This window comes from Paraburkholderia lacunae (assembly GCF_003353175.1).
Taxonomy (GTDB): Bacteria; Pseudomonadota; Gammaproteobacteria; order Burkholderiales; family Burkholderiaceae; genus Paraburkholderia; species Paraburkholderia lacunae.
Window position 1 is genome coordinate 389,651 of the sequence record NZ_QHKS01000001.1, and the last position, 26,744, is coordinate 416,394.

At 60.2% G+C, this 26,744-nt stretch carries 27 protein-coding genes and 3 pseudogenes; 19 read left to right on the forward strand and 11 right to left on the reverse strand.

Going from position 1 to position 26,744, the window contains the following annotated elements; translation table 11 throughout:
• Positions 1-44 precede the first annotated feature (44 nt).
• From DLM46_RS01875 to DLM46_RS01890, 5 genes and pseudogenes are all read left to right on the forward strand, one after another.
• Complete coding sequence (locus DLM46_RS01875; protein WP_115098997.1) at positions 45-242, forward strand: heavy-metal-associated domain-containing protein; 198 nt, start codon at positions 45-47, stop codon at positions 240-242.
• A gap of 27 nt (positions 243-269) precedes the next feature.
• A pseudogene (locus DLM46_RS01880) lies at positions 270-1,226 on the forward strand (YVTN family beta-propeller repeat protein); the annotation flags it as partial.
• Positions 1,227-1,255: 29 nt separating this feature from the next.
• Complete coding sequence (locus DLM46_RS01885) at positions 1,256-2,464, forward strand: permease (protein ID WP_115098998.1); 1,209 nt, start codon at positions 1,256-1,258, stop codon at positions 2,462-2,464.
• Positions 2,448-2,690, forward strand: coding sequence for a hypothetical protein (locus tag DLM46_RS38930; RefSeq protein ID WP_133300292.1), 243 nt, complete (start codon positions 2,448-2,450; stop codon positions 2,688-2,690). The genes DLM46_RS01885 and DLM46_RS38930 overlap by 17 nt, the downstream gene beginning before the upstream one ends.
• A gap of 286 nt (positions 2,691-2,976) precedes the next feature.
• Complete coding sequence (locus DLM46_RS01890) at positions 2,977-3,414, forward strand: DUF2326 domain-containing protein (protein WP_165847894.1); 438 nt, start codon at positions 2,977-2,979, stop codon at positions 3,412-3,414.
• 66 nt (positions 3,415-3,480) lie between these two features.
• On the opposite strand, the gene DLM46_RS01895 is transcribed toward DLM46_RS01890, so the two are convergent.
• On the reverse strand, positions 3,481-3,864 hold the full coding sequence (locus DLM46_RS01895) for a plasmid mobilization protein (protein ID WP_115099000.1): 384 nt from the start codon (positions 3,862-3,864) through the stop codon (positions 3,481-3,483).
• Positions 3,865-4,213: 349 nt separating this feature from the next.
• On the opposite strand from DLM46_RS01895, the gene DLM46_RS01900 reads away from it, so the two are divergent.
• Complete coding sequence (locus tag DLM46_RS01900; protein ID WP_115099001.1) at positions 4,214-4,840, forward strand: hypothetical protein; 627 nt, start codon at positions 4,214-4,216, stop codon at positions 4,838-4,840.
• A gap of 111 nt (positions 4,841-4,951) precedes the next feature.
• Here the strand turns inward: DLM46_RS01900 and DLM46_RS01905 are convergent, their stop codons facing one another.
• Together DLM46_RS01905 and DLM46_RS01910 are read right to left on the reverse strand one after the other, a co-directional pair.
• On the reverse strand, positions 4,952-5,245 hold the full coding sequence (locus DLM46_RS01905; RefSeq protein ID WP_133300293.1) for a WYL domain-containing protein: 294 nt from the start codon (positions 5,243-5,245) through the stop codon (positions 4,952-4,954).
• 76 nt (positions 5,246-5,321) lie between these two features.
• On the reverse strand, positions 5,322-5,843 hold the full coding sequence (locus tag DLM46_RS01910; RefSeq protein WP_115099003.1) for a DUF5906 domain-containing protein: 522 nt from the start codon (positions 5,841-5,843) through the stop codon (positions 5,322-5,324).
• Positions 5,844-6,152: 309 nt separating this feature from the next.
• Between DLM46_RS01910 and DLM46_RS01915 the strand changes: the two genes are divergently transcribed.
• The 4 genes from DLM46_RS01915 (at position 6,153) to nosR (ending at position 10,030) form a co-directional block, all read left to right on the forward strand.
• Positions 6,153-7,577, forward strand: coding sequence for an ATP-binding protein (locus tag DLM46_RS01915; RefSeq protein ID WP_115099004.1), 1,425 nt, complete (start codon positions 6,153-6,155; stop codon positions 7,575-7,577).
• A 4-nt stretch (positions 7,578-7,581) separates the two neighbouring features.
• Entirely contained in the window at positions 7,582-7,950 is a 369-nt protein-coding gene (locus DLM46_RS01920) for a response regulator (protein ID WP_115099005.1), read from the forward strand.
• Entirely contained in the window at positions 7,943-8,545 is a 603-nt protein-coding gene (locus tag DLM46_RS01925; protein WP_115099006.1) for a chemotaxis protein CheC, read from the forward strand. The genes DLM46_RS01920 and DLM46_RS01925 overlap by 8 nt, the downstream gene beginning before the upstream one ends.
• A 90-nt stretch (positions 8,546-8,635) precedes the next feature.
• The gene (gene nosR, locus DLM46_RS01930; RefSeq protein ID WP_115099007.1) at positions 8,636-10,030 is read left to right on the forward strand and encodes a response regulator c-di-GMP phosphodiesterase, NosR family; all 1,395 of its coding nucleotides are present in this window, start codon (positions 8,636-8,638) and stop codon (positions 10,028-10,030) included.
• A gap of 199 nt (positions 10,031-10,229) precedes the next feature.
• Here the strand turns inward: nosR and mqo are convergent, their stop codons facing one another.
• Entirely contained in the window at positions 10,230-11,876 is a 1,647-nt protein-coding gene (gene mqo, locus DLM46_RS01935; protein ID WP_115099267.1) for a malate dehydrogenase (quinone), read from the reverse strand.
• A 494-nt stretch (positions 11,877-12,370) separates the two neighbouring features.
• Here mqo and DLM46_RS01940 point away from each other — a divergent pair, with 494 nt between their 5' ends.
• Together DLM46_RS01940 and DLM46_RS01945 are read left to right on the forward strand one after the other, a co-directional pair.
• Entirely contained in the window at positions 12,371-12,694 is a 324-nt protein-coding gene (locus DLM46_RS01940) for a hypothetical protein (protein ID WP_115099008.1), read from the forward strand.
• Between the two features lie 33 nt (positions 12,695-12,727).
• Positions 12,728-12,949, forward strand: a pseudogene (locus tag DLM46_RS01945) (EmrB/QacA family drug resistance transporter); the annotation flags it as partial.
• A 77-nt stretch (positions 12,950-13,026) separates the two neighbouring features.
• Here the strand turns inward: DLM46_RS01945 and DLM46_RS01950 are convergent.
• Positions 13,027-13,704, reverse strand: coding sequence for a FadR/GntR family transcriptional regulator (locus DLM46_RS01950; protein WP_425273959.1), 678 nt, complete (start codon positions 13,702-13,704; stop codon positions 13,027-13,029).
• Positions 13,705-13,929: 225 nt separating this feature from the next.
• Between DLM46_RS01950 and dgoD the strand changes: the two genes are divergently transcribed.
• The 3 genes from dgoD (at position 13,930) to DLM46_RS01965 (ending at position 15,906) form a co-directional block, all read left to right on the forward strand.
• A complete protein-coding gene (dgoD, locus tag DLM46_RS01955; protein ID WP_115099010.1) occupies positions 13,930-15,078 on the forward strand; it encodes a galactonate dehydratase in 1,149 nt (382 codons plus the stop codon).
• A 284-nt stretch (positions 15,079-15,362) separates the two neighbouring features.
• Entirely contained in the window at positions 15,363-15,665 is a 303-nt protein-coding gene (locus DLM46_RS01960; protein WP_115099011.1) for a hypothetical protein, read from the forward strand.
• A gap of 28 nt (positions 15,666-15,693) precedes the next feature.
• Positions 15,694-15,906 carry a YodC family protein gene (locus tag DLM46_RS01965; protein WP_115099268.1) on the forward strand — a complete coding sequence of 71 codons (213 nt, stop codon included), beginning with the start codon at positions 15,694-15,696 and terminating at the stop codon, positions 15,904-15,906.
• Positions 15,907-16,015: 109 nt separating this feature from the next.
• Here the strand turns inward: DLM46_RS01965 and DLM46_RS01970 are convergent, their stop codons facing one another.
• Both DLM46_RS01970 and copC read right to left on the reverse strand, forming a co-directional pair.
• The gene (locus tag DLM46_RS01970; RefSeq protein ID WP_115099012.1) at positions 16,016-16,945 is read right to left on the reverse strand and encodes a CopD family protein; all 930 of its coding nucleotides are present in this window, start codon (positions 16,943-16,945) and stop codon (positions 16,016-16,018) included.
• Complete coding sequence (gene copC / locus DLM46_RS01975; protein ID WP_115099013.1) at positions 16,942-17,319, reverse strand: copper homeostasis periplasmic binding protein CopC; 378 nt, start codon at positions 17,317-17,319, stop codon at positions 16,942-16,944. The genes DLM46_RS01970 and copC overlap by 4 nt, the downstream gene beginning before the upstream one ends.
• 390 nt (positions 17,320-17,709) lie before the next feature.
• Between copC and DLM46_RS01980 the strand changes: the two genes are divergently transcribed.
• The 4 genes from DLM46_RS01980 to DLM46_RS01995 all read left to right on the forward strand — a co-directional run bounded on the left by DLM46_RS01980 (position 17,710) and on the right by DLM46_RS01995 (position 22,304).
• A complete protein-coding gene (locus DLM46_RS01980; protein ID WP_115099014.1) occupies positions 17,710-18,441 on the forward strand; it encodes a c-type cytochrome in 732 nt (243 codons plus the stop codon).
• 21 nt (positions 18,442-18,462) lie between these two features.
• The gene (locus tag DLM46_RS01985) at positions 18,463-19,761 is read left to right on the forward strand and encodes a c-type cytochrome (RefSeq protein WP_115099015.1); all 1,299 of its coding nucleotides are present in this window, start codon (positions 18,463-18,465) and stop codon (positions 19,759-19,761) included.
• 132 nt (positions 19,762-19,893) lie between these two features.
• Complete coding sequence (gene trhA / locus DLM46_RS01990) at positions 19,894-20,514, forward strand: PAQR family membrane homeostasis protein TrhA (RefSeq protein ID WP_115099269.1); 621 nt, start codon at positions 19,894-19,896, stop codon at positions 20,512-20,514.
• A gap of 242 nt (positions 20,515-20,756) precedes the next feature.
• Positions 20,757-22,304: a DEAD/DEAH box helicase gene (locus DLM46_RS01995; protein ID WP_115099016.1), complete on the forward strand. Its 1,548-nt coding sequence runs from the start codon at positions 20,757-20,759 to the stop codon at positions 22,302-22,304.
• Positions 22,305-22,345: 41 nt separating this feature from the next.
• Here the strand turns inward: DLM46_RS01995 and DLM46_RS02000 are convergent, their stop codons facing one another.
• From DLM46_RS02000 to DLM46_RS02015, 4 genes and pseudogenes are all read right to left on the reverse strand, one after another.
• On the reverse strand, positions 22,346-22,870 hold the full coding sequence (locus DLM46_RS02000; RefSeq protein WP_115099017.1) for a hypothetical protein: 525 nt from the start codon (positions 22,868-22,870) through the stop codon (positions 22,346-22,348).
• A 115-nt stretch (positions 22,871-22,985) separates the two neighbouring features.
• The gene (locus DLM46_RS02005) at positions 22,986-23,813 is read right to left on the reverse strand and encodes a ferritin-like domain-containing protein (protein ID WP_115099018.1); all 828 of its coding nucleotides are present in this window, start codon (positions 23,811-23,813) and stop codon (positions 22,986-22,988) included.
• A 587-nt stretch (positions 23,814-24,400) separates the two neighbouring features.
• A pseudogene (locus DLM46_RS41195) lies at positions 24,401-24,724 on the reverse strand (MFS transporter); the annotation flags it as partial.
• 208 nt (positions 24,725-24,932) lie between these two features.
• On the reverse strand, positions 24,933-26,570 hold the full coding sequence (locus DLM46_RS02015; protein ID WP_115099019.1) for a gamma-glutamyltransferase family protein: 1,638 nt from the start codon (positions 26,568-26,570) through the stop codon (positions 24,933-24,935).
• Positions 26,571-26,744: the final 174 nt, after the last annotated feature.

Here is a 26,744-nt window from a genome sequence, read left to right on the forward strand (position 1 = left end):
GGAAGGTTCATGCTAAGGGTGCTAATTTGCTACTGGAGGCAAAAATGGAATTCGAGGTTAAGGATATGTCATGCGGCGGGTGCGCCAACTCGATTACGCGCGCCGTCACCAAGGTCGACCCGGCAGCGAGGCTCGACATCGATGTCACCACCAAAATCGTGAAAATCGATTCAGCGTTGCGGCCAGAACGTCTGGTCGCTGTGATTGGGGCGGCAGGATTTCACCCGACGGTCAACGCGTAACCACATCGTCCCACGGAGATAGCTGAAATGCGGTTCCCTTTTTGCGCCTTACTTGTGATGTTCGCGTTTCAGCTTCCCGTTCATGCTGAAAACGTTATCGTGCTGAATTCGGCCGACGCGAGCGTGAGCCTGATTGATGAAGCAACGCAAAAGGTGGTCGATACCTTCCCCGTCGGAAAAGAGCCCCACCATTTGATGGTGACCCCCGACAATCAGTCGCTGATTGTCGCGAACTCCGTGGCCAACAATCTCGTCTTTCTTGACCCGAAGTCTGGCAAGGTTCAAAGGTGGGTGTCCGACATCGAAGACCCGTACCAGCTCGGCTTCTCGTACGATAGGAAATGGTTCGTCACGAACGGCCTGCGGCTTGACCGGGTCGACATCTACCACTACGACGGAAAGAACTTCACGCTGGCCAAACGCGTGCCACTGGCGACGATGCCAAGCCACATGATTTTCTCGGCTGACAGCAAGATTGTTTTCGTCACGTTGCAGGTCTCAGGCGAGGTCGCGGCAATTGACCTCGCTACGCAAACGTTGCTCTGGAAGATGCCGGTCGGCAAAGCGCCGGCGGGTCTCTGGCTCACGCCAGGGGACAAATATCTACTGATTGGAATGACAGGCGCTGACTACGTTGCCGTCATCGATTGGCGCGCGCGCAAAATCGTGAAGACCATTCATACGGACAAGGGCGCCCATAATTTCCGGTCGCTCGTCGACGGGCAGCACATTCTGGTGTCGAACCGGGTCGGTAACACCATCAGCATCCTGGACCAGAACAACCTAACCAACGTTGGGACCATCACCGGTCTGCTGCCGGGCCCCGACGACATGGAACTGACGCCCGACAAGCGATACCTGTGGGTGACCTTCCGGTTCACCCGCTACGTCGGCGTCATCGATATGAAGACGCTAAAGCTCGTCAACACCATCAAGGTCGGAAAATCACCTCACGGCATTTACTTCTATAACCGCGCACCGCTGGTAGAGGAGTCGTCACACAGGAGGTTGCAATGCAGATTGTCACTGCTGTCGGTCACGCCCTCTGGATGTCCTTCACCATGCTGTGGCAGATTTTCTGGGGATTGAGCCTGGGCTTCCTGTTCTCCGCCGTGATTGAAGTTGCCGTCTCGAAGTCAGAGATGTCGAAGCTTCTGCCTGATGCATCGCCTCGCTCGCTGACGGTCGCCAGCTTGCTCGGTGCGGCATCCTCCTCCTGTTCCTATGCAGCCGTCGCGATGGCCCGCTCCATTGTGCGAAAGGGCGGTGACTTCACGGCCGCCATGGCGTTCCAGTTTGCAGCGACGAATCTTGTGCTTGAACTGGGCGTGTTGATGTGGGTGCTGATTTCCTGGCAGTTCGCCGCCGCTGAGTTCATCGGTGGCCCAATCATGATTGTCGTTCTGGCGCTGTTCTTCCGGTTCTTTCTCAAGGACTCGCTCAAAAGCGAAGCCATCGGGCAGGCGGACAAGGGTATCGCCGGCAGCATGGAGGGTCACGCTGCCATGTCGATGGGCGAACAGCACGGGACCTGGAAACAACGTCTCTCATCCAGAGACGGGTGGATAGCTATCAGCCACAGCTACGTCATGAACTGGTCGATGCTCTGGCGCGACATCGGAATGGGGTTGCTCATCGCTGGCGCGCTCGGCGCCTGGGTGCCAGACAGCTTCTGGCAGAAGTTCTTCCTCGTCAGCCATCCAACGGCGGCAATGATTTGGGGTGCGTTTGTCGGCCCCTTGATTTCGGTTGCGTCGTTTACCTGTTCCGTAGGAAACGTGCCGCTCGCTGCGGTGCTGTGGAACGGCGGTATCAGTTTTGGCGGCGTGGCCTCTTTCATCTTTGGCGACCTCATCATTCTTCCCATCCTCAACATCTACAGGAAGTACTACGGCGGCCGGATGACGGTGTTCCTTGCCGTGACCTTCTATCTTGCAATGGTTTCAGCGGCACTCGTGGTCGAAGCGCTGTTCCAGTCCATCGGGTGGGTCCCGACGGAACGGCATACGGCAGTCTTGGACGCAGCGATTACCTTCAACTACACCACCGTGCTCGACATCATCTTCGGCGCAGTCTTCATCGTCTTGACGTTTGAATTTTTCAGGACCGGCGGCCCCGAGATGATGCGAATGATGGAAAAGGGTCAGCACGACCACGGTGGGCATGAGCATCATGCCTCCCATGGCCATACACACCATCAACACCATGGCCACTCAGAATGACCTTCCCCAACAGGAGATTGAAGATGAAAAGTCATTTTTCCATCCGGGTCGTGTTTATCTGCGCAGGTGCGGCCTTAACGATTGCCGCGCTCCCCGCGCGCGCCCAGCAGAGTGCATCCATGCCCGGAATGAATATGTCCAGTTCGGCGGCTGGAATCATCGCGACAAGACACTGACACCAATCCAGCTGTCGGCCCTGCTCACCATGCCGGCCAATCCCGGCTAGCTTGGGCAATGGACAGCCTCGCTGCAGCGGCCGAGGCGGGCATACTTGACGGAGACCGCTTCATTGCCCAACTTTTTGCGAGCAAGAGGATGTGCAAGCGTTCCGGCTGATTCTGCGTGACGCCGGTGCCGACGAGTGGCTGAACGACCGTCATTTCACCGCGTTAAAGAAGTTGGGTTGTGCAGAGCTGGACGCTGTCACCTGCGTCAGCATCGCAAGCCGACGACAAACTTTCCGCCAATGATTCTGCCCGCAAGTTTTGGCTGTGCTCCGGGCAGCGACGCTGGTGTCACGTCTCGAGGAAAATCGTCAGGTAACACTGCAAAACAACCTAGGGGACAACAAGACTCGCTACGATTTCGACGTTCGGATAGAGGCCGATGGCTCGGACGGCATCAATGCGGTAAAGCTGTTTTGTTACGATCTGGCGGTATTGACAGCACAACAAAACCACGAGATGGCGTTCATCTTCCACGACAGCAGACTTTTCAGCGATATAGACCCCAGACAACGTGCCGTGTTGTTCCAGACTGCAAGCTCGGCCTCGTCAAAAGACGGTTTGCAATACATTGCCACAGTCAATCAGGACCAGTTAGACGCGCTTCAGTCTGAACTGTCCCCGAAGGAGGTCGACGAGCTACTAGGCCGGACGGTATTGCGACTGCAAGACGACGGCCCTGAGAGCAAGCTGCTTGGAGTGCAGGTCGATATGCATTACCAGTAATTGAAGTCGGACGCAGGCTAAAGGCTTCATATAGCTTGATGTTCTGGTGGCCCGGTGGTTGGATGTTCATTCGCTTGCCCAGACTTCTTCTGCGTATTCCTGAATTTGCATGACATCAAGCAAGATTTCATCGTCGGGCTGTTCGCCTTCGTTGAGTCGTCCGGCGATTTCGGCAATGTAGTTTCCAATACGATTGATATTCTGTAACCATGCTTGGTCATCGCCGCTTGTTGAATTGGCTTTCATGCTCATCACGGCTTCACGAAGATACTGGGCAAGATTGGTGTAGCCTGCGTCGATGGCACGGTGGGCAAGCTGGTCACGTTCTTCGTTACTGAATCTGATTTCGACACGACGGTCACGGCGATGGATGTTGCCATCGATGCCGGACAATCCGGCTCGCTTCTTGATAGGTGAGGCACCTGCCTGCTCAAATTGAATCTGTTCCATATCGGCTCCTGTTGTTATGGTTATGTAGGCCGAGCATTGCGGTGTCCGTGTCTGCGTCGCAGGTGTAGCTCTTCAGGGGACTGGGGGAACCCCAGATACATCGTTTATCATGGCTTTACCGTGATAAAGGTTGACCTTGCTTAGGCTCTGCGTCGTTCGGCTTTCTATATCAATACCGGATTTTTTCAAGAATGCAAGGGCCATCCGACGAATGGCTTACAAACAGGCAAAACATGCATCGACTGCTGACGAATTTCTAAGCGATGACGTAAACAATGATGAGAGGCGCTTCACTAGTCTGTTATAGGAATGCCACGCGAATTTGATCGAACTAACGTTGAACGTCATCATGGAAATTGATCTTAAGACAGCTCGAATCTTGGCAAAACGATACCTCGGCGGAACTGTTGTGGTTATTCTTCTTTTCTCCGGCACTCTCTGGAAGTTCTTAGATGAAAACAAGCAGCTTGACGAGAAGCGAGAGGCATTGGATGTCCAGGAGCAAAAATTCTCCCAAGCGCAGATCGATTTTGAAAAATATCGATCAAATAATGAAATATTAATCAACCAGAAAAAGCAGGATATTGAAAGACGAGAATTTATCGTTAATCAACTAGAAAAGGAAAATCAGAGCAAGTCAGAGGCCATCCAGCAGCGTGCGAAACAATATAGCGACGCATTTGACAAGATTCAAACTGAGCGGGTGACGCTCGGCGCGGCAGGACAACAGAAGGCGGAGGATGACCATATCAATCAATTGATATCAGATTTTTCCGCAATAGGCGTTAATCTAAATGACCCAATTAATTGCAAGGATAAAGATGCAGTTTTTCGATACAACAAAGCAAAAGCGAATTTTGATGAGATAGTTGGATTTGCTTACGCGCATAAGCTTGACAAAAAATATGATGTGTTTATTAACGGGCAATCGGGTATATTTGATATGTCTTGCAGACCGTCCGTTGTGACCGAGTAATGCTCGACAAGGCCTAAGGGAAGGCAGCGCGACAGGGGTTTCAGCCGTCCAGCTCGGACAGTAAAAAAGAGCCGTTAGGCACGGCTCTTCGTTTGATTGGTTCATGTCGGTTCAGTCCACGATAGCAATGCAGCGATCCCAGTTCGCCGGTTCCGACTTCAACCGACCACCATTGAAGCCCTGATCGAGCACCCGGGCATAGGCCATTTTGTCCGTCTTGAACTGTCGCCAACTCGTCGGGCTTCCACTGTTGCTCTTGCCCGCCACCTGATACCCGAGCAACCGGGGTTCGCCGTTCGCGGTGCCGTAGAGATGGGGCTCAACCTGCCGATAGTGCCCGTCGTAGTAGAATCCGATGAGCTTCTTCTCAAGAACTGCCTGACAAATCGTATCTTCTGTTTTCATTTGCATTCCTTATTAAATAGATTGGTTATTGACTGCATGGAGGTGGTGAACTTACACCACGATCCGGACTACACCTTTACTGCTTGCCTTTGACCTGAGCATTCCATTCGATGATGTGGAACCGTCGCCACCAGCCATCCGAGTGGTCGTCAATGGCGGGCATGTGATTTCCGCAGATGATCCACTTCGCAATCGGCTTGTAGCTGAACGAAGCCTTATGCTTGGGGTTGATGTCGATCAGCCCCTGCGAAATCAGAGTCTTCAAGGCTTGCTGGTTGATTTTCGCCTTCGGTGTTTCGTCACAGATGGCGAGCGATGCCCCGACAATGGAAGTCAGGTCAAAGCCACCCAGCTTATCCAGTCGCATTGCGACAGCCTTCTCATGCAATGCCCGGGCAATGTTGAGCATGACGGACTTGCCGTTACTGCCGCTGCCGATCCACAGCTGGGCACATTGCAGGTTCATATTGCAGAGGGTATAGCCGATGTATTCCTGCACCAATTCCCGCACTTTGATGTCCGGCAACGAGGTGTTCAGATAAATGCTGTTATCGACCAGACGGGCGCGTAGCTTTAAATCGGGTTCACACGCAACCATGCGGCGGAATCTGGTTTATGGCCATGCGCGGAACAAGCCGGTCTCTTTCATGCTGTTCGGCCGGCAGCGACTGCGAGTGTCCGCCATGCTGAAAAAGGTTCCGGCATATGTCCCTCAAAATAGCCAGAACCATTAGCCGGTGCTTTTGCGCCGGCTTCTTTATTTTATGCGTTATCGCCCAGGGCTAATCCCGATCTGAATCGCCACCATTATTGCCGTAATTCCGTATGAGCGACGGCATCGGTATTTATTGCTTGCAGTCGACGGTCAGTCGCAGTCCGCGCACTGTAAATATCGTGGGGCTTTTCCGTGAAAACAAATCTTTCGGAAGCCATTGTCGAACTGGTGAATTGCGGTGTCTTCGCTGTGGACCGCGACCTGCGCATTCTCACGTGGAACCGCTTCATGCAGTCTCACACCGGACGGTTCGCCGAAACCGTCATCGGCATGGATCTTCTTGAGGCGTTTCCGGAATTGCCGCAACAGTGGCTGAGGAGAAAAATCGAGGGCGTGTTCGTGCTCGGCACGCCAGCTTATTCGTCGTGGGAGCATCGCCCTTTTCTCTTCCGCTTCGAGCACTCGCGCCCGATCACCGGCACGATCGACGCGATGCGGCAAAACTGCAGCTTTATCCCGATCGAGGACAATCAGGGAGAAGTCGCGGCGGTCGCGGTAACCATCGTGGATGCCACGGACGTCTGCATCGCATATGGCGAACTGCAAGAGCGGGAGAAGACCGTCTCCAGCGCATTGGCCGAATTGACCGTGCGCAACCGGCAGCTCACCGAGCTTAACGAAGAGCTGGCGCATGCTCATCAGCAACTTCTCCAATCGGAAAAACTGGCCGCCATCGGGCAACTGGCGGCAGGCGTTGCGCACGAAATCAATAACCCCGTGGGTTTCGTGCTGTCGAACCTGAATACCCTTGAGGGCTACATCAGGACGCTCATCCGGTATGCCGAGGATATAGATCGGTTGGTCGGGAAGGCCGCGCCGTCACTCAAGACCGATCTGCGCGCGCTCGCCGAAAACGCTGACCTGGACTACCTGCTTGGCGATGCCCCAACGCTCGTGCAGGAATCCAGGGAGGGCCTCGCCCGCGTCCGCACGATTGTGATCGATCTGCGGGACTTCTCCAGGATCGACAGCACGCATGTATGGGAATGGACCGATATCCATCGCTGCATCGAGTCGACGCTCAACATCGTGCATAACGAAGTGAAGTATCGCGCCCATCTGGTTCGCGATTACGCCGAGCTGCCCTTGGTCCAGTGCATACCCTCGCAGATCAGTCAGGTCGTGTTGAATCTCGTCGTCAACGCCGCGCAGGCGTATAGCGGGAATCATGATCAGCTCAACCCTGCGGCGGGCACGATCACCATCCGCACGGGCGTCGAACCTGCCGACGCATCGCGCGTCTGGTTCGAAGTCGCCGATGCAGCATGCGGCATTCCGCCAGAGCACATCAAACGCATTTTTGATCCCTTCTTCACAACCAAACCGGTTGGTCAGGGAACCGGCCTCGGATTATCGGTGACCTATGGGATCGTCAACGCACATCATGGCCAGATATCCGTAACAAGCACGGTCGGCATGGGAACGACGTTCCGCGTGACGCTTCCGATAGACGCGTCGACGCCCGAAGTAGTCAGCCAGCTAGCGGCGTTTCCAATGCCCGCCGGCGCAGTCAATACACAGTCAACCGGCGCAGCCGGCGATTGCCACATGAGGTAGACCTATGGCTTTGCCTATCCTTGTTGTCGATGATTCGACACTAGCCCGAAAGCTGCTCGTCAGGTCCTTGCCTGAGGACTGGGACGTAGACATCACCCTGGCGTCGGATGGCGCGGCGGCACTGGAACTGTATCGCGCCGGCAAGGGCGCGGTGATATTTCTCGATCTGACCATGCCAGCAATGAACGGATTCGAAGTGCTCGAGGCGATCCAGCACGAAGGGCTCGACGCGTTCGTCATTGTCGTGTCGGCAGATATCCAGGCCGGCGCCGTGGAGCGCGCGAAGGCGCTCGGCGCGATTGGATTCATTAGCAAACCCGTTTCGATTGAAGCCATTCGGCCGATTCTTAAGGAGTACGGTCTCCATGAATGAACAGTTGCTCAACGAGGACCAACGGGACGCGCTCCAGGAGATTTGCAATGTCGGGATGGGCAAGGCAGCTGCCGCACTGGCGAAACTCCTCGGCGCATTCGTTACGTTGTCGGTGCCCGGCATCAGGCTTGTGAGCATCGACCAGCTACGCGATGCGTTGACGAGCCAGGACGACGGCCAACTGCCGCCGGTGCGTCAGGCATTCCAGTCGGACATTTCCGGCGAGACCATTGTGCTGTTCGGCAGGGATGGCCGGCGGGAACTCCAGCAATTGATGGGCTATGACGTCGGAAACACCGACGCAGAAGTCGAAATGTTGTGCGACATTGCCAACCTGCTTGTGGGCGCCTGCGTTCGAAGCGTATTCGAACAGCTTGGCCGGCGCATCTGCTTCTCCGGTCCCACTCTTTTGCCACTTGCCGCAGAGTCTAACGACGGGCTTCTCCTCAACGGACGATGGGCTCTCGCACTGCTGCTCGAGATTCACTTCACGCTCGAGAAAGGGGGATTCGGCGCGCGCATGGTGATGATGTTGCCTGACGCAGCCATCGAGGGAATGAAACATGCCCTCAACCAGTTCCTCGAATCGTTCTAACTTCCCTTGAGCGAAACATCATGCGGCGACGCCTTCGTAGAATCCACAGACCCAGATGCGCAGGCGGCACCCAACTCTGCGAGAAAATTCATGTCCGAACTTCAGGCGACTGACAAGGTACCCGACGAGAGCGAAGCGCTCGCGGCGGCGCAAGAGTCCGTCAAGGCCGCCGTGCCGAGGCTGCTACTGGTGGATGACGAACCGGGGGTCATTTCGTCGCTCAGACGACTGCTCCGTCCGCTGAAATACGAGGTGCTCGCCGCGAACAGCGGTGCTGAGGCCCTCCTGCTGCTTGAATCCGCGCAGATCGATATCATCATTTCGGACATGCGAATGCCCAATATGGACGGCGCTGAGTTTCTGGCCCGCTCCCAGTCTCTCTGCCCGGACGCCATCCGGATACTGCTGACGGGTTATTCGGAAGTCGATGCCGTGGTTCGCGCGGTGAACGAAGGTCACGTCTATCACTACCTGCACAAGCCGTGGGACGATCAGGATCTTCTGCTGACGATACAACGCGGGCTCGAGCAACTCAGCCTGAAACGCGAAGCTGAACGACTGACCCGCCTGCTTCAGTTGCAAAACGAAAAACTGGCTGACTTCAACACCGGGCTGGAACGGGAGGTTCATGCACGCACGGAGGAAATCAGGCAAACCGTCATGTTTCTCGAAGGCGCACAGCAGGATCTGAAAAGCAATTTCCTGACGATGGTGAAGGTGTGCGCGAACATGGTCGAAATGCGCTGTGGCCTCCCGGGCCATTCCGCCAGGATCGGAGAACTCGCGAGACAGCTCGGTGCAGCGCTGGAAATGAGCGACTATGCCTGCAACGAACTGTTGATGGCAGGCCTGTTGCACGGAATCGGCAAGCTCTTTTTGCCCGACGCACTTCTGAAGACGCCCATCGCGAAGATGTCCCCGCATGAAGCGAAGCTCTATCGCCTGCATCCCCTTCAGTGCCAGATGGCTTTAAGCCCCGTGTCGCAGCTTGGCGCTGTGCAAGGCATGATCCGCCACCAGTACGAGCGGTTCGACGGGCGTGGCACGCCCGATGGCCTTTTCGGCGAATCCATTCCGTTGGGCGCCCGCATTCTGGCTCTTGCCCGCGACGTGGAGGATTTACGCATCGGCGCAATCGCGCCACAAAAGATGAGCGACGGCCAGATCGTCTCCACGGTGCGTGCACAATCGGGCATACGCTATGACCCAGTCGTCTCTGAAAAATACATTGATCTGGTAACCAGGCACGCTGAGCTGGCGCCAGAGGGAGTACCAGACCGTCTCGATGCATCTCACCTGAAGGAAGGGATGAAGCTGGCGGAAGACCTCCGAACGTCACGCGGCACGTTGCTGATGACGAAGGGCAAGATACTTTCCGCCGATCAGGTCGCACAGATCCGGCGCTTCGAAATCCATGAAGAGGAGCAGTTCGTCATTCTGGTCGAACGCGGCGAGGCGGAGGCGAACAGGACGCAAGCGGCCTGATCCGGGATAGGCCGCCCAATGGGGCGCTGATGATCAGGCTTTACCGGCGAGGTCGCGCACCCGCGACGGCTCGCGATGTCCAGCGCCTGCCTGCTGACGCCAAACCTCTTTCATTCCCGGGGGGCACCACGATGTCTACCCCTTCGCCTCCTGAATATCAGAAGCGGCCATCTACCCGGCCGCTTCCCCATCCCGAAACTTAAAGCGCCATGTCAGCCGCAGCCTTGGCCGGCCGCGGTGCAGTGACCTCGGGCTTCGAACCCGGCGTCGTGGCGAGGTCGATCTGCGGCGGCGGCGTCAGCTGCAGCACCTGGCTGGTATAGCTCCATTCCTGATACACCCTGGCTGGGCTGTCGTTGAGTTTGGTCCCGTAGCTCGGGACGATCTGACGGATCTTCTCCTGCCACGCCGGCGTCGCCACCTTGTCCTTGAACACCTTCTCGAGCAGGCCGAGCATGATCGGCGCAGCGGTCGAGGCCCCCGGCGACGCGCCCAGCAGACCGGCGATACTGCCATCCTGCGAACTCACGATTTCCGTACCGAGCTTGAGGACGCCGCCCTTCGCGCCGTCGCGCTTGATGATCTGCACTCGCTGACCGGCTTGCCACAGGCGCCAGTCTTCCTTCTTCGCCTGCGGGAAGTATTGCTTCAACGCATTGAAGCGATCGTCATCGGTCAGCATCAGCTGACCCGCCAGGTATTCGACCAACGGGAACTCGTCGACGCCCACGTGCATCATCGGCACGACGTTGTGCATATTGGTGCTGCCCAGCAAATCGAGGTACGAGCCGTTCTTCAGGAATTTGGTCGAGAACGTCGCGAACGGTCCGAACAGAATGATCTTCTTGCCGTCGATGATGCGCGTGTCCAGGTGCGGAACCGACATCGGCGGCGAACCGACGGAAGCCTTGCCGTACGCCTTGGCCAGGTGCCGGCTCACGATCTCCGGATTTTCCGTCACGAGGAACGAACCGCCCACGGGAAACGCACCGTAGTCCCTGGCTTCCGGAATACCCGACGCCTGCAGCAGGTGCAACGCGCCGCCGCCTGCGCCGATGAACACGAACTTCGCGTCGACCTCCTGCGCGGAGTCCCCGGTCTGGGTCTTCACGTAGGACACCCGCCACGTGCCGTCAGCATTGCGCCTGATGCTGCGCACTTCGCTGTTGAGCGAAAGATTGAAGCCGGGCTGGCTCTGCAGGTAGCCGACGAACTGGCGCGTAATCTCGCCGAAGTTCATGTCGGTGCCCACCGGGGACCAGGTCGCCGCGACCTTCTGCTTCGGATCGCGGCCTTCCATCATCAGCGGAACCCACTGCCTGATCTGGTCGAAGTCGTCCGAGTACTTCATGCCGCGGAACAACGGACTTGCCTGCAGCGCGTCGTAGCGATTCTTGAGGAAACGGACATTGTCGTCGCCCCAGACGAAGCTCATGTGCGGCGTCGAATTGATGAACGAGCGCGGATTCCTGAGCACATCGTTCCTGACCTGCCAGGCCCAGAACTGGCGCGACACCTGAAAGGCCTCGTTGATTTCGACGGCCTTCGAAATATCGATCGTGCCGTCCGGCTTCTCGGGCGTGTAGTTGAGCTCGGCCAACGCGGAATGCCCGGTGCCGGCATTGTTCCAGCCATTCGAGCTTTCCTTGGCCACACCGTCCAGACGCTCGATCATCATCATCGACCAGTCGGGCTGAAGCTCATGGAGCCACACGCCCAGCGTCGAACTCATGATGCCGCCGCCCACCAGCAGGACGTCGACCTTTTTCGTCTCGCCGGCTTGCGCGGAAAGTGCACCCACGGAAACAACCAACCCCAAAAAAACCGCTCTTATCGTCTTGATCAAAATGAACAACCCTTCTCAACGTGCACAAAATCCTCACCGGAACTTCCGCTTGAACGGTGTCGGCAAAAAACCTTCCCACATCTCAATCGGAGTTCCGATCAGAGGAATCGAATGCGCCAATAAAAGCCTGCGCGCAGGAAGCTCAAGGACTTCCTGTCGCGTACGGCGACAAATTTTTTGTGTCTCGGGTGCGTAGTGCGTCGCTGGATATGGACGCCGCTTGAAATGAAAACCAACTGCCACAAACGTGAACGGGGCTAGAGCCGACGACACTCAACGGCGCGCGCACCAAAAAAGCGCACTGACCGCAATTGCCGAGCGCGCGGGAGCGACTCGTGAAAACCACCGGATAGCTGCCTCCATTGGAGGGATGGAGGCAGCGGGTGCGTAATATAACTGAAATTGGGATAGCTGAAATCGACAGCAAAAAGATTTTTGGGCCCGGCCCGCTGTCGTATCAATGCCCAACCCTGCAACTTCAAGGAGGTTTCTTGATGAGATTCCGCTCCACCGCGACTACCGCTTCGGCAGTCATTCTCCTCGCCGCATCTTCGTTCGCCGCTCACGCCGAGACAGCACCCGCCGACGGCCAGTGGCGCGCCAGCCCGCTCGCACTCTCCACGCTTTTACAGGACGGCTACAAGATCGTCGCCGTGATCAATGGCGCGCACGGCAGCGCCGGCATGGCCGATACCATTTTCGTCCAGCGCGACCAGAGCGCGTTCAAATGCATCGACCCGTCGCCACCCGATGCCAAGACAAAGGCAGCCTGCTTCGAACTGGTTCAGCCGTCGGGCGCAGCGTCTGAAGCGAAATGAGCGGCGAACCCCGCCGATGCGATCCATCGGCGCATGAAGGACCCGAACTTCGCCACCGGCACCTTCTTCATCTTCGTGATCGGTGCGGTGATGTCCGCGACGCGCGCGCTGCTGCCGCCGATGCTGCAAAACCTGATGAACTATCCGGTCGCGACAACGGACCTCGTCACCGCGCCGAGCGGCGCGGGCACAATGATCGCGATGCTGTTGGCCGGGCGGTTATTGAAACGGATCGACGCGCGGCTGTTGCTGATCCGGCCAGCGCGCAAACAGCCGGATGCATCGCTCGCGCACGCGGCAATGGATTGATTCGACGACCACCTGCACGGCGTTCAGCCTTCGATCCTTCCTCGCGTGACGCCCAGCAATCCCGCCATCGCCGCGCGCGCCGCCACGGCATTGCGTTCTCGGATCGCCTCGAACACCGCCGTATGCTCGGCCAGCGACGCGTTGAACACCTCCGCGCGTTTCGCATTCAGCCGCAGTTGCGCTTCCAGCGTGCGCTCGATCAGCGTGCCGAGCGGAATCAGCAGTTCGTTGCTGCAGGCGGTCAGCACGCTCAAATGAAACTGCAGATCGGCGCGCACCCATTCATCGACATTGCGCGCCGCGACCATCGCCGCATGTGCCGTTGCGAGCGCATCGAAAGTCTCGTCCGTGTGCGAGGCCGCCGCCAAACCCGCCGCGTGCGGCTCGATCATCTCGCGCATCTCCTGCAGCTTGAGCGCGAACGCCATCGGCTCGGCCACGCGCGAGTACCAGTCGAGCACATCGACATCGAGCAGATTCCACGCGTTTTTCGGCCGCACGCGCGTGCCCACGCGCGGCCGCGATTCGATCAGCCCTTTCGACGTCAGCGTACGCAGCGCCTCGCGCAGCACTGTGCGGCTCACGCCGAATGTGTCCATCAACTCCGCCTCGCGCGGCAGGATCGAGTCGGGCGCGTAGTCGCCGCGCAGTATCGCGGTTGCCAGCAAATGGGCGACGCGCCCATGCAGATCGTGCTGAATAGCTTTCTCCCAGCAGCCTTGCGGCGCTATGTCATATCGGAACCCAGGCCGGAACGAGCGGGATTATCCGGCATCCCAACCCTCACACCCAAGGCGCGGAATCCATCGACCCCATCCCAAATTTTCACCAATAGTACTATTAATAGTACTTAAACGAGGTTTTGTTGTAGCATGTGAATCCTCGAAATATTCCGCAGGCGCTCAAGCCGCAAGGAGACGCACACCATGAAAATCACCAGGCTCGAAACTTTCATCGTCCCGCCGCGCTGGTGCTTCCTCAAGATCGAGACCGACGAAGGCATCGTCGGCTGGGGCGAGCCGGTGGTCGAAGGCCGCGCGCATACGGTGGCGGCCGCCGTCGAGGAACTGTCCGACTATCTGATCGGCAAGGACCCGCTGCTGATCGAAGACCATTGGCAGGTGATGTACCGCGCGGGCTTCTACCGCGGCGGCCCGATCACGATGAGCGCGATCGCCGGCGTCGACCAGGCGCTGTGGGACATCAAGGGCAAGCATCACGGCGTGCCGGTTCACGCGCTGCTCGGCGGCCAGGTGCGCGACAGGATCAAGGTGTATTCGTGGATCGGCGGCGACCGCCCGAGCGACGTCGCGAACAACGCGCGCGCCGTGGTCGAACGCGGCTTCAAGGCGGTGAAGATGAACGGCTCTGAGGAGTTGCAGATCATCGACACCTTCGACAAAGTGCAAGGCGTGATCAACAACGTCGCCGCCGTGCGGGAAGCGGTCGGGCCGAACGTCGGCATCGGCGTGGACTTCCATGGCCGCGTGCACAAGCCGATGGCGAAGGTGCTGGCGAAGGAACTCGACCCCTACAAGCTGCTCTTCATCGAAGAGCCGGTGCTGTCGGAGAACGCGGAAGCCTTGCGCGACATCGTCAATCAGACCAGCACGCCGATCGCGCTCGGCGAGCGTCTGTATTCGCGCTGGGACTTCAAGCACATTCTGTCGGGCGGTTACGTCGACATCATTCAGCCGGATGCGTCGCACGCGGGCGGCATCACCGAGTGCCGCAAGATCGCGTCGATGGCCGAAGCGTACGACGTCGCGCTCGCCTTGCACTGCCCACTCGGTCCGATCGCCTTGGCGACCTGCCTGCAGATCGACGCGGTGAGCTACAACGCGTTCATCCAGGAACAGAGCCTCGGCATCCACTACAACCAGGGCAACGATCTGCTCGACTACATCAAGAATCCGGAAGTCTTCAAATACGAAGACGGCTTCGTGTCGATTCCGCAAGGCCCGGGCCTCGGCATCGAAGTCAACGAGGAGAAGGTGCGCGAGATGGCGAAGGTCGGCCACCGCTGGCGTAATCCGGTGTGGCGCCATGAGGATGGCAGCGTCGCCGAATGGTAATTGCGTGAACTGGAACGCCGCCTGAAGGCGGTGTTCTGTTTTCAAGAACCACCCATGACGCCGTCGCGCGTGTTACGCAACGCGTAGCGCGCGCCGTCGCAGTTACGTAACATCCCGGACCGAAACGCTCGAAACACGTCGTTTCCGGCCCTTTCCGGGGCTCGCCTCGAATCGCGCAAAGCCTTACCCAGAAAGGCTTTCAAGCCATCTGTTCGGCACCGGACATACGCTTGGCCCACTCCTTGCTCAAATGCATTCAAACGACAATGCATCGGGGGAGCATCATGGGCGAATTCCTTCCTGACTATCTGATCCGCGAACAGGCCGCCGTGGGCGCACTGGTCGCGTTCGGCGTGCTTCGCATCATCGGCGCGGCGCTCGCGTTCGAACGCGGCTGGCGCATCCAGGTGGTCGAGAAGTGCTTCATCGCCGCCGCGGTGCTGTACTGCCTGCCGCAACTCTTCGACCTGCTGACCCACATGTACGGCTCGCGCGCTGCGGCTGCGGAACTGGAAGGCAAGGCAGCCGGTTGCGCGATTGCGCTGTTCTGCGCGCCGATACTCGGACATCGGCTCGGCTTCGAATAACCCCGCCTTCATCGAGCGGATGTTCTCCATGCGCCTGGCAAGAAGACCCGCGTATCGCCCCGGCGACATACTGACGCTGAAGTCCGGCGGGCTTCCGATGACCGCCACCTGGGCCGGCCCGGTGGTGTTCGCGCCCGGCAACTGGCTGATCTGCCAGTGGTTCGGCGACGACGGCGAACTGCATCAGGACATGTTTCCGGAAGCAACGCTGAAACGGGCGCGCAACACGCTCACTGCCTAGAGGGCAGTAACGGATCAGCCGGCCACCGCCGGGCGACCGTGTGTATTGCGCCGCACGCGTTTGAGGTGCGGCGCTTTTTATGTCGCGCCAGCCGCGAGCGCGACAGCGCTCAGCCCAGCGCGGCGAACGCCGGCACGCTATGCGCCAGCGCGGCCGCCGCGACGAGCACGCCGATCATCGCCAGTGCTTCCAGATACAGCACGTTGACGAAGGTATGCGCATCCATCGTCGATGCGGTGCGGCGCAAACGCGGCAGCGCGAGAAAACGGTTGAGGCCGCCGAGCACCAGCGCCAGCGCAACCAAGGCGAGCTTCAGCGTCAGCACATGACCCCACGTACTGATCTCGATCGCCTCGAACGAGCCGCCCGAGCCGCGCACGCCGTTGAATAGGCCGGTCAGCAACACGAAGCCGACCGCCACCAGCGACACGTTCGACACCTGCGTCGCCGTGCGGATCAGCATGCCGCGCGCGGTGGAGATGCCGAGCGCGGGCAACACCGACAGCCCCGCCGCCATTGCGAGGCCGCCCCATACGCTCGTGACCAGCACATGCAGCGTCTGCATGCCGATCGCCGCCGGAGCCGGTCCGGCGTCGGCCGCATGCCCGAGCGACGCCTTGCCCGCGGCGACCGCGATCACCGCGAGCCACAGCAACGCGTTGCGCACCATGCCCGTGTGATGAGCGATGGCTGTGCCGAGCAGGACCAGCGCGCCCGCGAACGCCACGCTCCAGCCGTAGCCGACGTGCGTTTGCGTCAACACGGTCGGCACGACACCGATCGCAGCGGGCAACCCGACGCCGCTCATCGACGCCGCCTGATACAACAACCAGCCGCAATCCGCGAGCACCAGCACGACGGCGGCCGTCAGCATCGACCGTTGCGCACGCAACCAGGCGGGCCGCGCCGGGGCGATCTTGGCCTGCGCGTCCCTGGCGAGCCACCCGCCGAGCAACGCCGAACCCACGGCAAACGCAAATGCGACATTCATGAGCGCGGCCATGGCGACCTGCCCGATCCACAGTCCGTCGAGGCTCATTTGACGGTGAATGCGAAGTTGCCCTGGGTGCGGTGGCCGTCCGTGGCGACCGCGGTCCAGTGCACCGTGTAGCGGCCCGCCGCCAGCGACGGCAGCGCCAGGTGCAGGACCTTGGCGTCGCTCCTGTCGACTTGCGAGGCAGCCGGCGCGACGGCCTTACCGCTCGCATCGCTCAGTGCGATCTTGCTGAAGGCCGGTTCGAGCGGCTCGGTGAAATGGATCGTCACTTCCGCCGGCGCGGCGACTTCGGCGTTTGCCGCCGGCTCGCTCGACACGAGATGCGCATGCGCAAAAGCCGTGGACGTCAAAGCCAGCGCCGCGGCGCCAAGCGCCAACGCGCGCAGCGCCGGACCAGAAAAATTGAATAGCTTCATGAAAGGCCGATAGCTTGTGGAAAAGAAAAACCGTGAAGGTTGAGCCGAGGGGCGGTTCTGCAGGAGAGATGCCGGCGCGCCCGGAAGTGTACGCTTCGATGGCCGGGGCGCGAGTCGGTTCAACCTGCTTTGTCATGCGCGCCTGTTCGAACTGATGCGAGCCGCCGCGCACACTGCCTGAGAGCCCGACCGAGCATCCAGCGTCGAGATGACTGGCGAGCCGTTGAAGCCGACATCCGCGTCAAACTGTCGCATGCCTGTGACAGCTGGAACCTTCTCTAATGTGACAAATAGTCATCATCACCCTTCGATGATAGAATGCTGCGTCGCCGCAGCGCCGTCTGCCCTTCACACCGAGCCGCTCGAAGTTCGGTCAGGTCCCCGATTTTGATGGAGTTACGCGTGTCTTCAAGACGCATTTTCCGCCCGTTGCTTGCCCTTCTGCTGATCGGCGCCGCGGGTGTCTATAGCGCTGCGAAAGCGCAGACTCAACCGAAGGCCCCCGATACGATGGAAGCGCGCGTGCAAGGTTGCACGGCCTGCCATGGCTCGCACGGCCAAGGTACTGACAACGACTACTTCCCCCGGCTGGCGGGCAAGCCTGCCGACTATCTGTACAACCAGTTGCAGAACTTCCGTGAAGGGCGCCGCAAGTACCCGCCGATGAACTACCTCGTCACGTATCTCTCGGACGACTACCTCCATCAGATCGCTACGTACTTCTCGCAACAACGTCCGCCGTATCCGGCGCCGGCCAAGCCGACGGTGTCGCCGGCCACGCTCGCGCGCGGCCAGCAGATCGTGCTGAACGGCGATGCGTCGAAGCAGATTCCGGCTTGCGCGGCTTGCCACGGCAAGAGCCTCACGGGTATGCAACCGGCTATCCCGGGTCTGGTCGGCCTGCACGCCGACTACATGAGCGCGCAGCTGGGCGCATGGCGCTCGGGTTCGCGTCACGCCATCGCACCGGATTGCATGCACACCATCGCCACCCGTCTGACCGACGAAGACGTGAACGCCGTCGCTGCATGGCTTGCCACGCAAACGGCTCCGCAAAACCCCGTGCCGGCTCCGGCCCGCTCGATGAAGACTCCGCTTGCCTGCGGCAGCGAACCGCAATAAGGCACCGGGAGAGACACTCAAATGAAACGCAAGTCTTTGTTCGCCCTCTCGGCAGTCGTCGTCGTTGCGGCTGCCGCACTCGTTCCCGTCCTGTGGTCGGGCGGCGACAACCTGCATAACGGCACGGCTGTGGCGGCAACGCCCGCCGACCAGGCTGCATTGATCAAGAAGGGCGAGTACCTCGCCCGCGCCGGCGACTGTATCGCCTGCCACACGGTGCGCGGCGGCAAGCAGTTCGCCGGCGGCCTGCCGATGGCCACGCCGTTCGGCACGCTGTTCACGCCGAACATCACGCCTGACGACCAGTACGGTATCGGCAAGTGGACGCAGGACGACTTCTATCGCGCGATGCACACCGGCCGTTCGAAAGACGGCAGCCTGTTGTACCCGGCCTTCCCGTTCACGAGCTATTCGAAAGTCACGCGCGCCGACTCGGACGCGATCTACGCGTACCTGCGCTCGGTGACGCCGGTCAACGTGGCGAGCCGTCCGCACGAACTGAAGTTCCCGTTCAACAACCGCAACCTGCTGATCGGCTGGCGCACGCTGTTCTTCCGTGAAGGCGAGTTCAAGGCCGACCCGACCAAGTCGGTCGAGTGGAACCGCGGCGCGTACCTGATCGAAGGCCTTGGTCACTGCGGAATGTGCCACACGTCGATCAACGCGATGGGCGGTCCGGTCAATTCGGCTGCGTTCGCCGGCGGTCTGATTCCGCTGCAGAACTGGTACGCCCCCTCGTTGACGTCGAACAAGGAAGCTGGCCTCGGCGACTGGGAAACCAAAGACATCGCCAATCTGCTGAAGACCGGTGTGTCGAACCGCGGCGCGGTGTTCGGTCCGATGGCTGAAGTGGTTCACAACAGCCTGCAGTACATGTCGGACGAAGACATCAACGCCATGTCGACGTATCTGAAGACGATTCCGCAAAAGAGCGAGGCGCCGGAAGCGCTGCAACTCGAAACGTCGGAAAAGTTTGGCGGCGAACTGTTGAAGCAAGGTCAGAAGATCTACGGCGACAACTGCGCGAAGTGTCACGCGGACAATGGCCTCGGCATGCCGCCGGCCTTCCCGCCGCTCGCGAACAACCAGTCGATCCAGATGCCGTCGGCGGTCAACCCGATCCGTATGGTGTTGAACGGCGGTTATCCGCCGAGCACGGATGCCAATCCGCATCCGTACGGCATGCCGCCGTTCGCTCAAGCGCTGTCGAATCAGGAAGTGGCGGCCGTTGTGACGTACATCCGGATGTCGTGGGGCAACCACGGTACCGCTGTGTCGCCGCAGCAAGTGTCCGATCTGCGTTCGGCGCCGCTCGACTAAGCAGCGTTAGATGCACCCGGGGCGCGGCCAGCGGAATAACGCGGCCGCGCCCTTCGTTTTTTCAGGACCGGTATCATGTGGGCGCATTGGGTCCGCATTTGCCTTTATGATGCCGCGCAGGAGGAAAGAGCCGTGCATGTCGGTGAGCGTTTCAACAGCATTACCCACCTCGTCGGCGCCGTGCTGTCGGTGGCTGGGCTTGCAGCGCTCGTCACGATGGGCGCGCTCGACGGCGACGCGTACAAGGTGGTCAGTTTCAGTGTCTACGGTGCAATGCTGTTCGTGCTGTATGCTATCTCGACGCTTTACCACAGCGTACGCAACCCGCGCGTGAAAGCCGTTCTGCAAAAATGCGACCATTCGGCGATCTACCTGCTGATCGCCGGCAGCTACACGCCGTTCACGCTAGTCACATTGCGCGGACCGTGGGGCTGGTCGCTATTCGGCGTCAGCTGGGGGCTTGCCGCTCTCGGCATCGTGCAGGAACTGACGCTCGGGCGACGCACCCGCAGCGTTTCGATGGTGCTGTATGTCTTGATGGGATGGCTCGCGCTCGTTGCCGTCCGCCCGCTGGTTCACGCCTTACCGGCAGCGGGTACCGCATGGCTCGTGGCCGGCGGGGTCATCTATAGCGCCGGCATCTACTTCTTCATCAACGACGAGCGCATCCGGCACGGACATGGTATCTGGCACCTGTTCGTACTGGCGGGCAGTCTGTGTCAATTCGTCAGTGTCGCGCGCTACGTCGCGTGACACGCCACGGCGGCGAAATGCAACTTAAGGCCAGTCAACGTGTCTGCATAGCGCGTTGAAGCATTCGGCACGCGTTTGAGCGTGCCGCCGATTTCTCTGCGACCGGAACCGGGCTTCGGCCTCGAGCGCGCCATGCGGGCGTGTTCATGCCGTGCTTGTGGCCACTTGGACCCGCTTGGGTCCGCTTGTGGCTGTCTGGGCCCGTTTGTGCCGTTCGCGAAACTGCATTGCAAAGAGCATTTATGTCTTTTGATTCCCTCGGCTTGTCCGAACCGTTGGTCCGCGCTGTACACGAACTCGGCTACACCACCCCGACTCCGATCCAGACGCAAGCGATTCCCGCCGTGCTCAACGGCGGCGATCTGCTGGCCGGCGCTCAGACCGGCACCGGCAAGACCGCCGGCTTCACGCTGCCGATCCTGCAGCGTCTGAACACCATGCCCGCCGCCGCCACGGCCGCGGGCAAGCGCGCCGTGCGCGCGCTGATCCTCACGCCGACGCGTGAGCTGGCCGCCCAGGTCGAAGAAAGCGTGCGCGCCTATGGCAAGTACCTGAAGCTGAAGTCGACCGTGATGTTCGGCGGCGTCGGCATCAATCCGCAGATCGGTGCGCTGCGCAGCGGCGTGGACATCGTCGTCGCGACGCCCGGCCGTTTGCTCGACCACATGCAGCAGAAGACCATCGACTTGTCGCATCTCGAGATTCTCGTGCTCGACGAAGCCGACCGCATGCTCGACATGGGCTTCATCCACGACATCAAGCGCGTGCTCGCGAAGCTGCCGCCGAAGCGTCAGAACCTGCTGTTCTCGGCCACCTTCTCCGACGAGATCAAGGCGCTCGCCGACAACCTGCTCGACTCGCCGGCGTTAATCGAAGTCGCACGCCGCAACACGACCGCTGAAACGGTCGCGCAAAAGATTCACCCGGTGGATCGCGACAAGAAGCGCGAACTGCTCACGCATCTGATCAAGCAGCACAACTGGTTTCAGGTGCTGGTGTTCACGCGCACCAAGCACGGCGCCAACCGCCTTGCCGAGCAACTGACCAAAGACGGCATCAGCGCGCTGGCGATTCACGGCAACAAGAGCCAGTCGGCCCGTACGCGCGCGCTCGCCGAGTTCAAGGACGGCACGCTGCAAGTGCTGGTCGCAACCGACATCGCCGCGCGCGGCATCGACATCGACCAACTGCCGCACGTGGTCAACTTCGACCTGCCGAACGTGCCGGAAGACTACGTACACCGCATCGGCCGCACGGGCCGCGCGGGTGCGACGGGTGAAGCGATCTCGCTCGTGTGCGTCGACGAACTTCAGTTGTTGAAGGACATCGAGAAACTGATCAAGCGTCCGGTGCCGCAGGAGGTGATCGCGGGCTTCGAGCCGGATCCGAATGCGAAGCCGGAGCCGATTCTGCGCCGCGGTCAGGGGGGCGGCGGCGGCGGTGGCCGTCAGCCGCGTCAGGGGCAAGGCACGCCGAAACGTGACGGCGCCCGACGCGACGACGCATCGGCGAAACCGGCGCAACGTTCGGGGCAGCGTCCGGCGAATGGCCAGCAGCAGCCGAAGCCGCAAAATGCGAAGCCCGCGGGCGCCGGCGGCCAGCCGCGCCGGGACGGCAAGCGTCACGACGACAAGCCGCGCGCAGCATCCCATGAAGGCAGCGCCGCGCAACATGCGCCGCGCAAACCGCAAGGCAGCAATCCGGGCGCCCTGCTGGGCGGCGCTACGAAGCCGCGCAACGATGTACCGCATGGCGGCCACCCGACGCGCAGCGGCCAGCGCGGCCGCTGAGATTCCAAGCCGCCGACTAGCTGGGCGCGGGACGTGATTCCCTAGCGCTTAGCCGCAGCGGCAGCTTGCTTCAGGTGCTCGATCTGCCGTTCCCATCGATCGAGCACCGCCCTCCCTTCCCCTTCAAGCTCAAACGTGATGCCGCCTGTCAGGCGTGCATAACGAACGCTCTGCGCCTCACCGGTATCGATCGAACCGATCAGATATGCGAGGCCACTGTCATCGCCTTTGACGGCCATGAGCGGCGTCACGCGCAACTGCACCTGATAAAACGCTTCATCGCAGACAAACGTCAGCGCTGCCCGGCCGCTTTGCGCCATCGCACGCACTGCCCGCGCTTGCGGCCATAACGCGATGCACAACGTGCGCGAATCGGGCGCATACAACTCGCCGACGCCGAGCAGCGACGTGCGCACATGACCGTTCGTATCGACGGTCAGCAGCGAAGCGGTGAAGCCTTTCTTGCTCGCGAGCGACGAGCCGTCGAACAGCGTGCGGACAGCGTCGGGCCATTCGTCGAACACGATCAGTTCGAGCGGAGGTTCGGGTGTAAGTGAATCGCTCATCGTCTTGATCCGATCAAAGAGAGGGTGACAACGATCAATCATGCCTTGAGAAGCGAATGGCCCGCACAAGCGGGCCATTTTTCGTCATATCGCGAAGCCGCGTCACGCCGGCGGCTTAGCGGAAAAACACATGCTGCGTGATTTTCGCAAGCGGGTAATGCACGCCGGGCTGAATCCTGGCCGGCAGATCGAGCGGCTTGAGCAGCATCTTCACGCACATGTCCGCCGACAGATTGCGGCGCACCAGCGCGTTGATACGCGCCGCGCGCTCACGGTTATAAGCCGAATCGTGGACACGCTCAGGATAACGAATCGCGAATACATGCCGCAATGCGATCTCCGAGTCTTCGTTCTTGATCTCCATCACGCGGCGCATCAACGCGCCGAGCACGGCGAGACGGCCGTTGCCTTCGATCTTGTTGTACTTCTTGAAGTACTTGAAAAAGTGCTTGTAGTGGCGAACTTCGTCGGTACGGATGTTATCCGTGATCTGCTTGAGCACCGGTTCGTCCGAACATTCGCCGATCGCGCGATACAGCGTAGCCGTGCCGGTTTCCACAACACAGCGCGCCACCATCTCGAGCGCGCGGGTCTTTTCGAAGTCTTCCACCGAGCAGGTCAGCGAATACTCTTCGAAGAAATTGCGGAACGCCGTATCCCAATCGAACTCCGGCCAGACGTAAGCGACATACGTCTTGAGCGCCCGGCCGTGCTGCAACTCTTCCGGCTCCCACTCGTTGTTGAGCCAGACCGAGACTTCCGGATCGCCGTCGAAGAAGGTGCTCAGATTGCTGGTGTAGAGATCCGAGCCGCTTTCGATAAATGAAGCGGCGCACAACAGAAGCAGCAGATCTTCGTTAGCGACCGCTTGCTGGCGATCTATGCGGGTGAAGTCGATATCCTCGATCCGCCAGGGCATCACATGGTTCAGCTCAGTGTGCATTGTGTCTTGCTCCGAAAGCTGTATCGACTCGTGGAGCATGCTCGAAACCGCCCGCTCTCGCCAGTGCGGTCCGCCGTGTCAGATACAGCGTCTTGAATTAGAGTTAACCCCTTGTATCTTGCATCTTAGCCGGTGTTTCGCAACTTTGCAGATAACCCAGCACAGACCATGCCGGATCGCGGCAGTTCCAATTCTTCGGTAGTCGAATTATTCAGTCAGAAATAATCGGCGCGCGGACGACGCTAAAAAGCCCGCTCGGGGAGCTGGCTCAGGTGCGGATGCCTTGCGTCGAAGTCAGGCGCGGCAAGGCTCGCGCCGCCACAGGGCGCCGCCGCCAAAGCGCAGGATCACGCGTGCTGAACTCGTTCGGTGTGACGCACATGCCGCCTGCGTCACGCACCGACAACGAGCGACGCGCCCAACAGCATCGCGGCAATCAACACGTGGTAAATCGGCGCAAGCTTGTCGCCAGTCAAATGTATAAACGTCTCCACGACTGTCGGGGCAAAGCCGCCGAAGATCGTCACTCCGATGCTGTAACCGATTGAAAGACCAGTCGAGCGAACTTGCGTCGTGACGATCTCGGACATCAGTGCGATGGCGAGCGTCAACGTCGCCTCGCGGCCTTTGCGGTCGCCGTAGATGCCCAGCACTACGGTGCCCAATGACCGCATCAGGAACGAGATGCCGACAATGGCGATGGCGAGCAACGTCGAGAGCCACTCGTCCTGCAAAGGGAAGAACTGTTTCGCCATGATGGTCGCGAAGTAGCCGTAGACCAGAAAGTCGAACCACTCGGGCGCATTGCCGACCGACGACGAAAACACGATGCGCCGCCCCGTTGCTTTGGAAAGCGGTGCGAGCGTGGAACGCGAGGAGGCTGTCGCGGCTTGCGACACGGGGGTGATGATGTCTCCTGCCCTGCCTGCGTCTGGTATTGAATGCGCTGAGTGCGCTCGCGGCGCGCATTGCCTCGCGCTCGCGCGCAGTTCGTGGCAATCGCGCGCGATGCCTTGTTTTGATCGCCGGGCGGCTCGCTCCGCCACAACGCTTCATGGATCGCCGGCGCGTACAGCAAAGCGCGGCCGCTCGCGCGGCGCCGCGCTTCGTTTGAACCGGTCAGAACCCGGCTGCCAGCCCGTCGCGACGGCTATCGCTCGCCGCCACATAACCACGCTCCGGATCGTTGCGGTCGAGCTTCCAGATGTACTGGCCGGAGCCGAAGTCCATGTACGGATCGTCGATCGACTTGATCGTGTGGCCGAGCTTCTGCAGCGCCTCGGCGGTGTTCGGGTCGAGCGTCGCTTCGATATCGATCGTGAAGTCGCGGTTGACCTTCCAGCGCGGCGCGTCGCACGCGGCCTGCGGCTGCTGGCCGTAGTCGAGCATCCGCACGATCGATTGCAGATGGCCTTGCGGCTGCATGTCGCCGCCCATCACGCCGAAACTCATCACCGCTTCCTGCTTGCCGTCCACCTGTTGCGTGAGGAACGACGGAATGATCGTGTGGAACGGCCGCTTGCCGCCTGCCACCACGTTCGGCGACTTCGGGTCCATCGAGAAACCGCAGCCGCGGTTCTGCAGCGCGATGCCGCTGTCAGGCACCACGACGCCAGAGCCGAAACCCATGTAGTTCGACTGGATGAAGCTGACCATCATGCCGCGTTCGTCAGCCGCCGACATGTAGATCGTGCCGCCGGCCTTCGGCATGCCGAAGTCGAATTGCGTGGCGCGTTTGGGATCGATCAGCCTGGCGCGCGACGTGAGGTACGCGTCATCGAGCATCTGCGCGGGCGTGACGTCCATCGAACGCGGATCGGCGACGTAGCGATAGACGTCGGCAAACGCCAGCTTCATCGCTTCGATCTGCAGATGCTGCGACTCGACGTTGTCGACCGTCAGCGCCTTCACATCGAATTTTTCGAGGATGCCGAGCGCGATCAACGCCGCGATGCCCTGGCCGTTCGGCGGAATCTCGTGCACCGTGTAGCCGCGATAATCCTTGCCGATCGGTTCGACCCAATCCGCGCGGTAGTTGCGCAGATCATCGACGGTCAGCGCGCCGCCGCCTTCGCGCGCAAATGCGGCAATCCGCTCGGCGATCTCGCCTTCGTAGTACGCGCGCGGGCCTTGCTCGGCGAGCATGCGCAGCGTCTTCGCGTGGCCGGGAAAGCGCACCAGTTCGCTGACTTCCGGCGCACGGCCACGCGGCATGAAAGTCTGCGCGAAGCCCGGCTGGTCTTTCAACTCCGGCACCGCCGCCGCCCACTTGTAGCCGACGATGCTCGCCACCGCATGGCCGCGTTCGGCGATGTCAATGGCCGGCTCCATCAGATCGGCAAACGGCAGCGAGCCGAATTTGTGATGCAGGGCCTCCCAGCCGGCGATCACGCCGGGCACCGTCACCGCGTCCCAGCCGCGCTTGGGCTGTCTTGCGAGACCGTTTTCCTCGCCGTACTTGCGCTTGAAGTAATCGACATTCCACGCCGCCGGCGCCACGCCCGACGCGTTCAGGCCATGCAGCTTCGTGCCGTCCCACACGAGCGCGAACGCGTCGCCGCCCAGGCCGCACGACACGGGCTCGACCACCGTGATGGCGGCAGCCGCCGCGATCGCTGCATCGACAGCATTGCCGCCTTTCCACAGCATCCGCAACCCGGCTTGTGCGGCGAGCGGATGCGACGTCGAAACGATATTGCGCGCGAATACAGGCAGACGCGGGCTCGAATAGGGGTTTTGCCAGTTGAAGCCAGTCATGTCGAACACTCTCGAAAGCGCGGCCCGGTGCCCTACGGGCGCCGGAAACCATAGGAGAACGGTAAAACTGAGAACCTAGGATTGCAGCGCGATCCGGCACAAAAAACAAATTCATTTATCAAATGAATAAATGCGCAGATGATCTGAATGGGATCGGCGCGGATCTCAAGTGTG

Excerpts from the sequence above, each read along its gene's own strand:
- DLM46_RS01875 (WP_115098997.1), top strand. The coding sequence starts at position 45 with ATGGAATTCGAGGTTAAGGATATGTCATGCGGCGGGTGCGCCAACTCG.
- DLM46_RS01885 (WP_115098998.1), top strand. The coding sequence starts at position 1,256 with ATGCAGATTGTCACTGCTGTCGGTCACGCCCTCTGGATGTCCTTCACC.
- DLM46_RS38930 (WP_133300292.1), top strand. The coding sequence starts at position 2,448 with ATGGCCACTCAGAATGACCTTCCCCAACAGGAGATTGAAGATGAAAAG.
- DLM46_RS01895 (WP_115099000.1), bottom strand. The coding sequence starts at position 3,864 with ATGGAACAGATTCAATTTGAGCAGGCAGGTGCCTCACCTATCAAGAAG.
- DLM46_RS01900 (WP_115099001.1), top strand. The coding sequence starts at position 4,214 with ATGGAAATTGATCTTAAGACAGCTCGAATCTTGGCAAAACGATACCTC.
- DLM46_RS01905 (WP_133300293.1), bottom strand. The coding sequence starts at position 5,245 with ATGAAAACAGAAGATACGATTTGTCAGGCAGTTCTTGAGAAGAAGCTC.
- DLM46_RS01910 (WP_115099003.1), bottom strand. The coding sequence starts at position 5,843 with ATGGTTGCGTGTGAACCCGATTTAAAGCTACGCGCCCGTCTGGTCGAT.
- DLM46_RS01920 (WP_115099005.1), top strand. The coding sequence starts at position 7,582 with ATGGCTTTGCCTATCCTTGTTGTCGATGATTCGACACTAGCCCGAAAG.
- DLM46_RS01925 (WP_115099006.1), top strand. The coding sequence starts at position 7,943 with ATGAATGAACAGTTGCTCAACGAGGACCAACGGGACGCGCTCCAGGAG.
- nosR (WP_115099007.1), top strand. The coding sequence starts at position 8,636 with ATGTCCGAACTTCAGGCGACTGACAAGGTACCCGACGAGAGCGAAGCG.
- DLM46_RS01940 (WP_115099008.1), top strand. The coding sequence starts at position 12,371 with ATGAGATTCCGCTCCACCGCGACTACCGCTTCGGCAGTCATTCTCCTC.
- dgoD (WP_115099010.1), top strand. The coding sequence starts at position 13,930 with ATGAAAATCACCAGGCTCGAAACTTTCATCGTCCCGCCGCGCTGGTGC.
- DLM46_RS01960 (WP_115099011.1), top strand. The coding sequence starts at position 15,363 with ATGGGCGAATTCCTTCCTGACTATCTGATCCGCGAACAGGCCGCCGTG.
- DLM46_RS01965 (WP_115099268.1), top strand. The coding sequence starts at position 15,694 with ATGCGCCTGGCAAGAAGACCCGCGTATCGCCCCGGCGACATACTGACG.
- DLM46_RS01970 (WP_115099012.1), bottom strand. The coding sequence starts at position 16,945 with ATGAGCCTCGACGGACTGTGGATCGGGCAGGTCGCCATGGCCGCGCTC.
- copC (WP_115099013.1), bottom strand. The coding sequence starts at position 17,319 with ATGAAGCTATTCAATTTTTCTGGTCCGGCGCTGCGCGCGTTGGCGCTT.
- DLM46_RS01980 (WP_115099014.1), top strand. The coding sequence starts at position 17,710 with ATGGAGTTACGCGTGTCTTCAAGACGCATTTTCCGCCCGTTGCTTGCC.
- DLM46_RS01985 (WP_115099015.1), top strand. The coding sequence starts at position 18,463 with ATGAAACGCAAGTCTTTGTTCGCCCTCTCGGCAGTCGTCGTCGTTGCG.
- DLM46_RS01995 (WP_115099016.1), top strand. The coding sequence starts at position 20,757 with ATGTCTTTTGATTCCCTCGGCTTGTCCGAACCGTTGGTCCGCGCTGTA.
- DLM46_RS02000 (WP_115099017.1), bottom strand. The coding sequence starts at position 22,870 with ATGAGCGATTCACTTACACCCGAACCTCCGCTCGAACTGATCGTGTTC.
- DLM46_RS02005 (WP_115099018.1), bottom strand. The coding sequence starts at position 23,813 with ATGCACACTGAGCTGAACCATGTGATGCCCTGGCGGATCGAGGATATC.
- DLM46_RS02015 (WP_115099019.1), bottom strand. The coding sequence starts at position 26,570 with ATGACTGGCTTCAACTGGCAAAACCCCTATTCGAGCCCGCGTCTGCCT.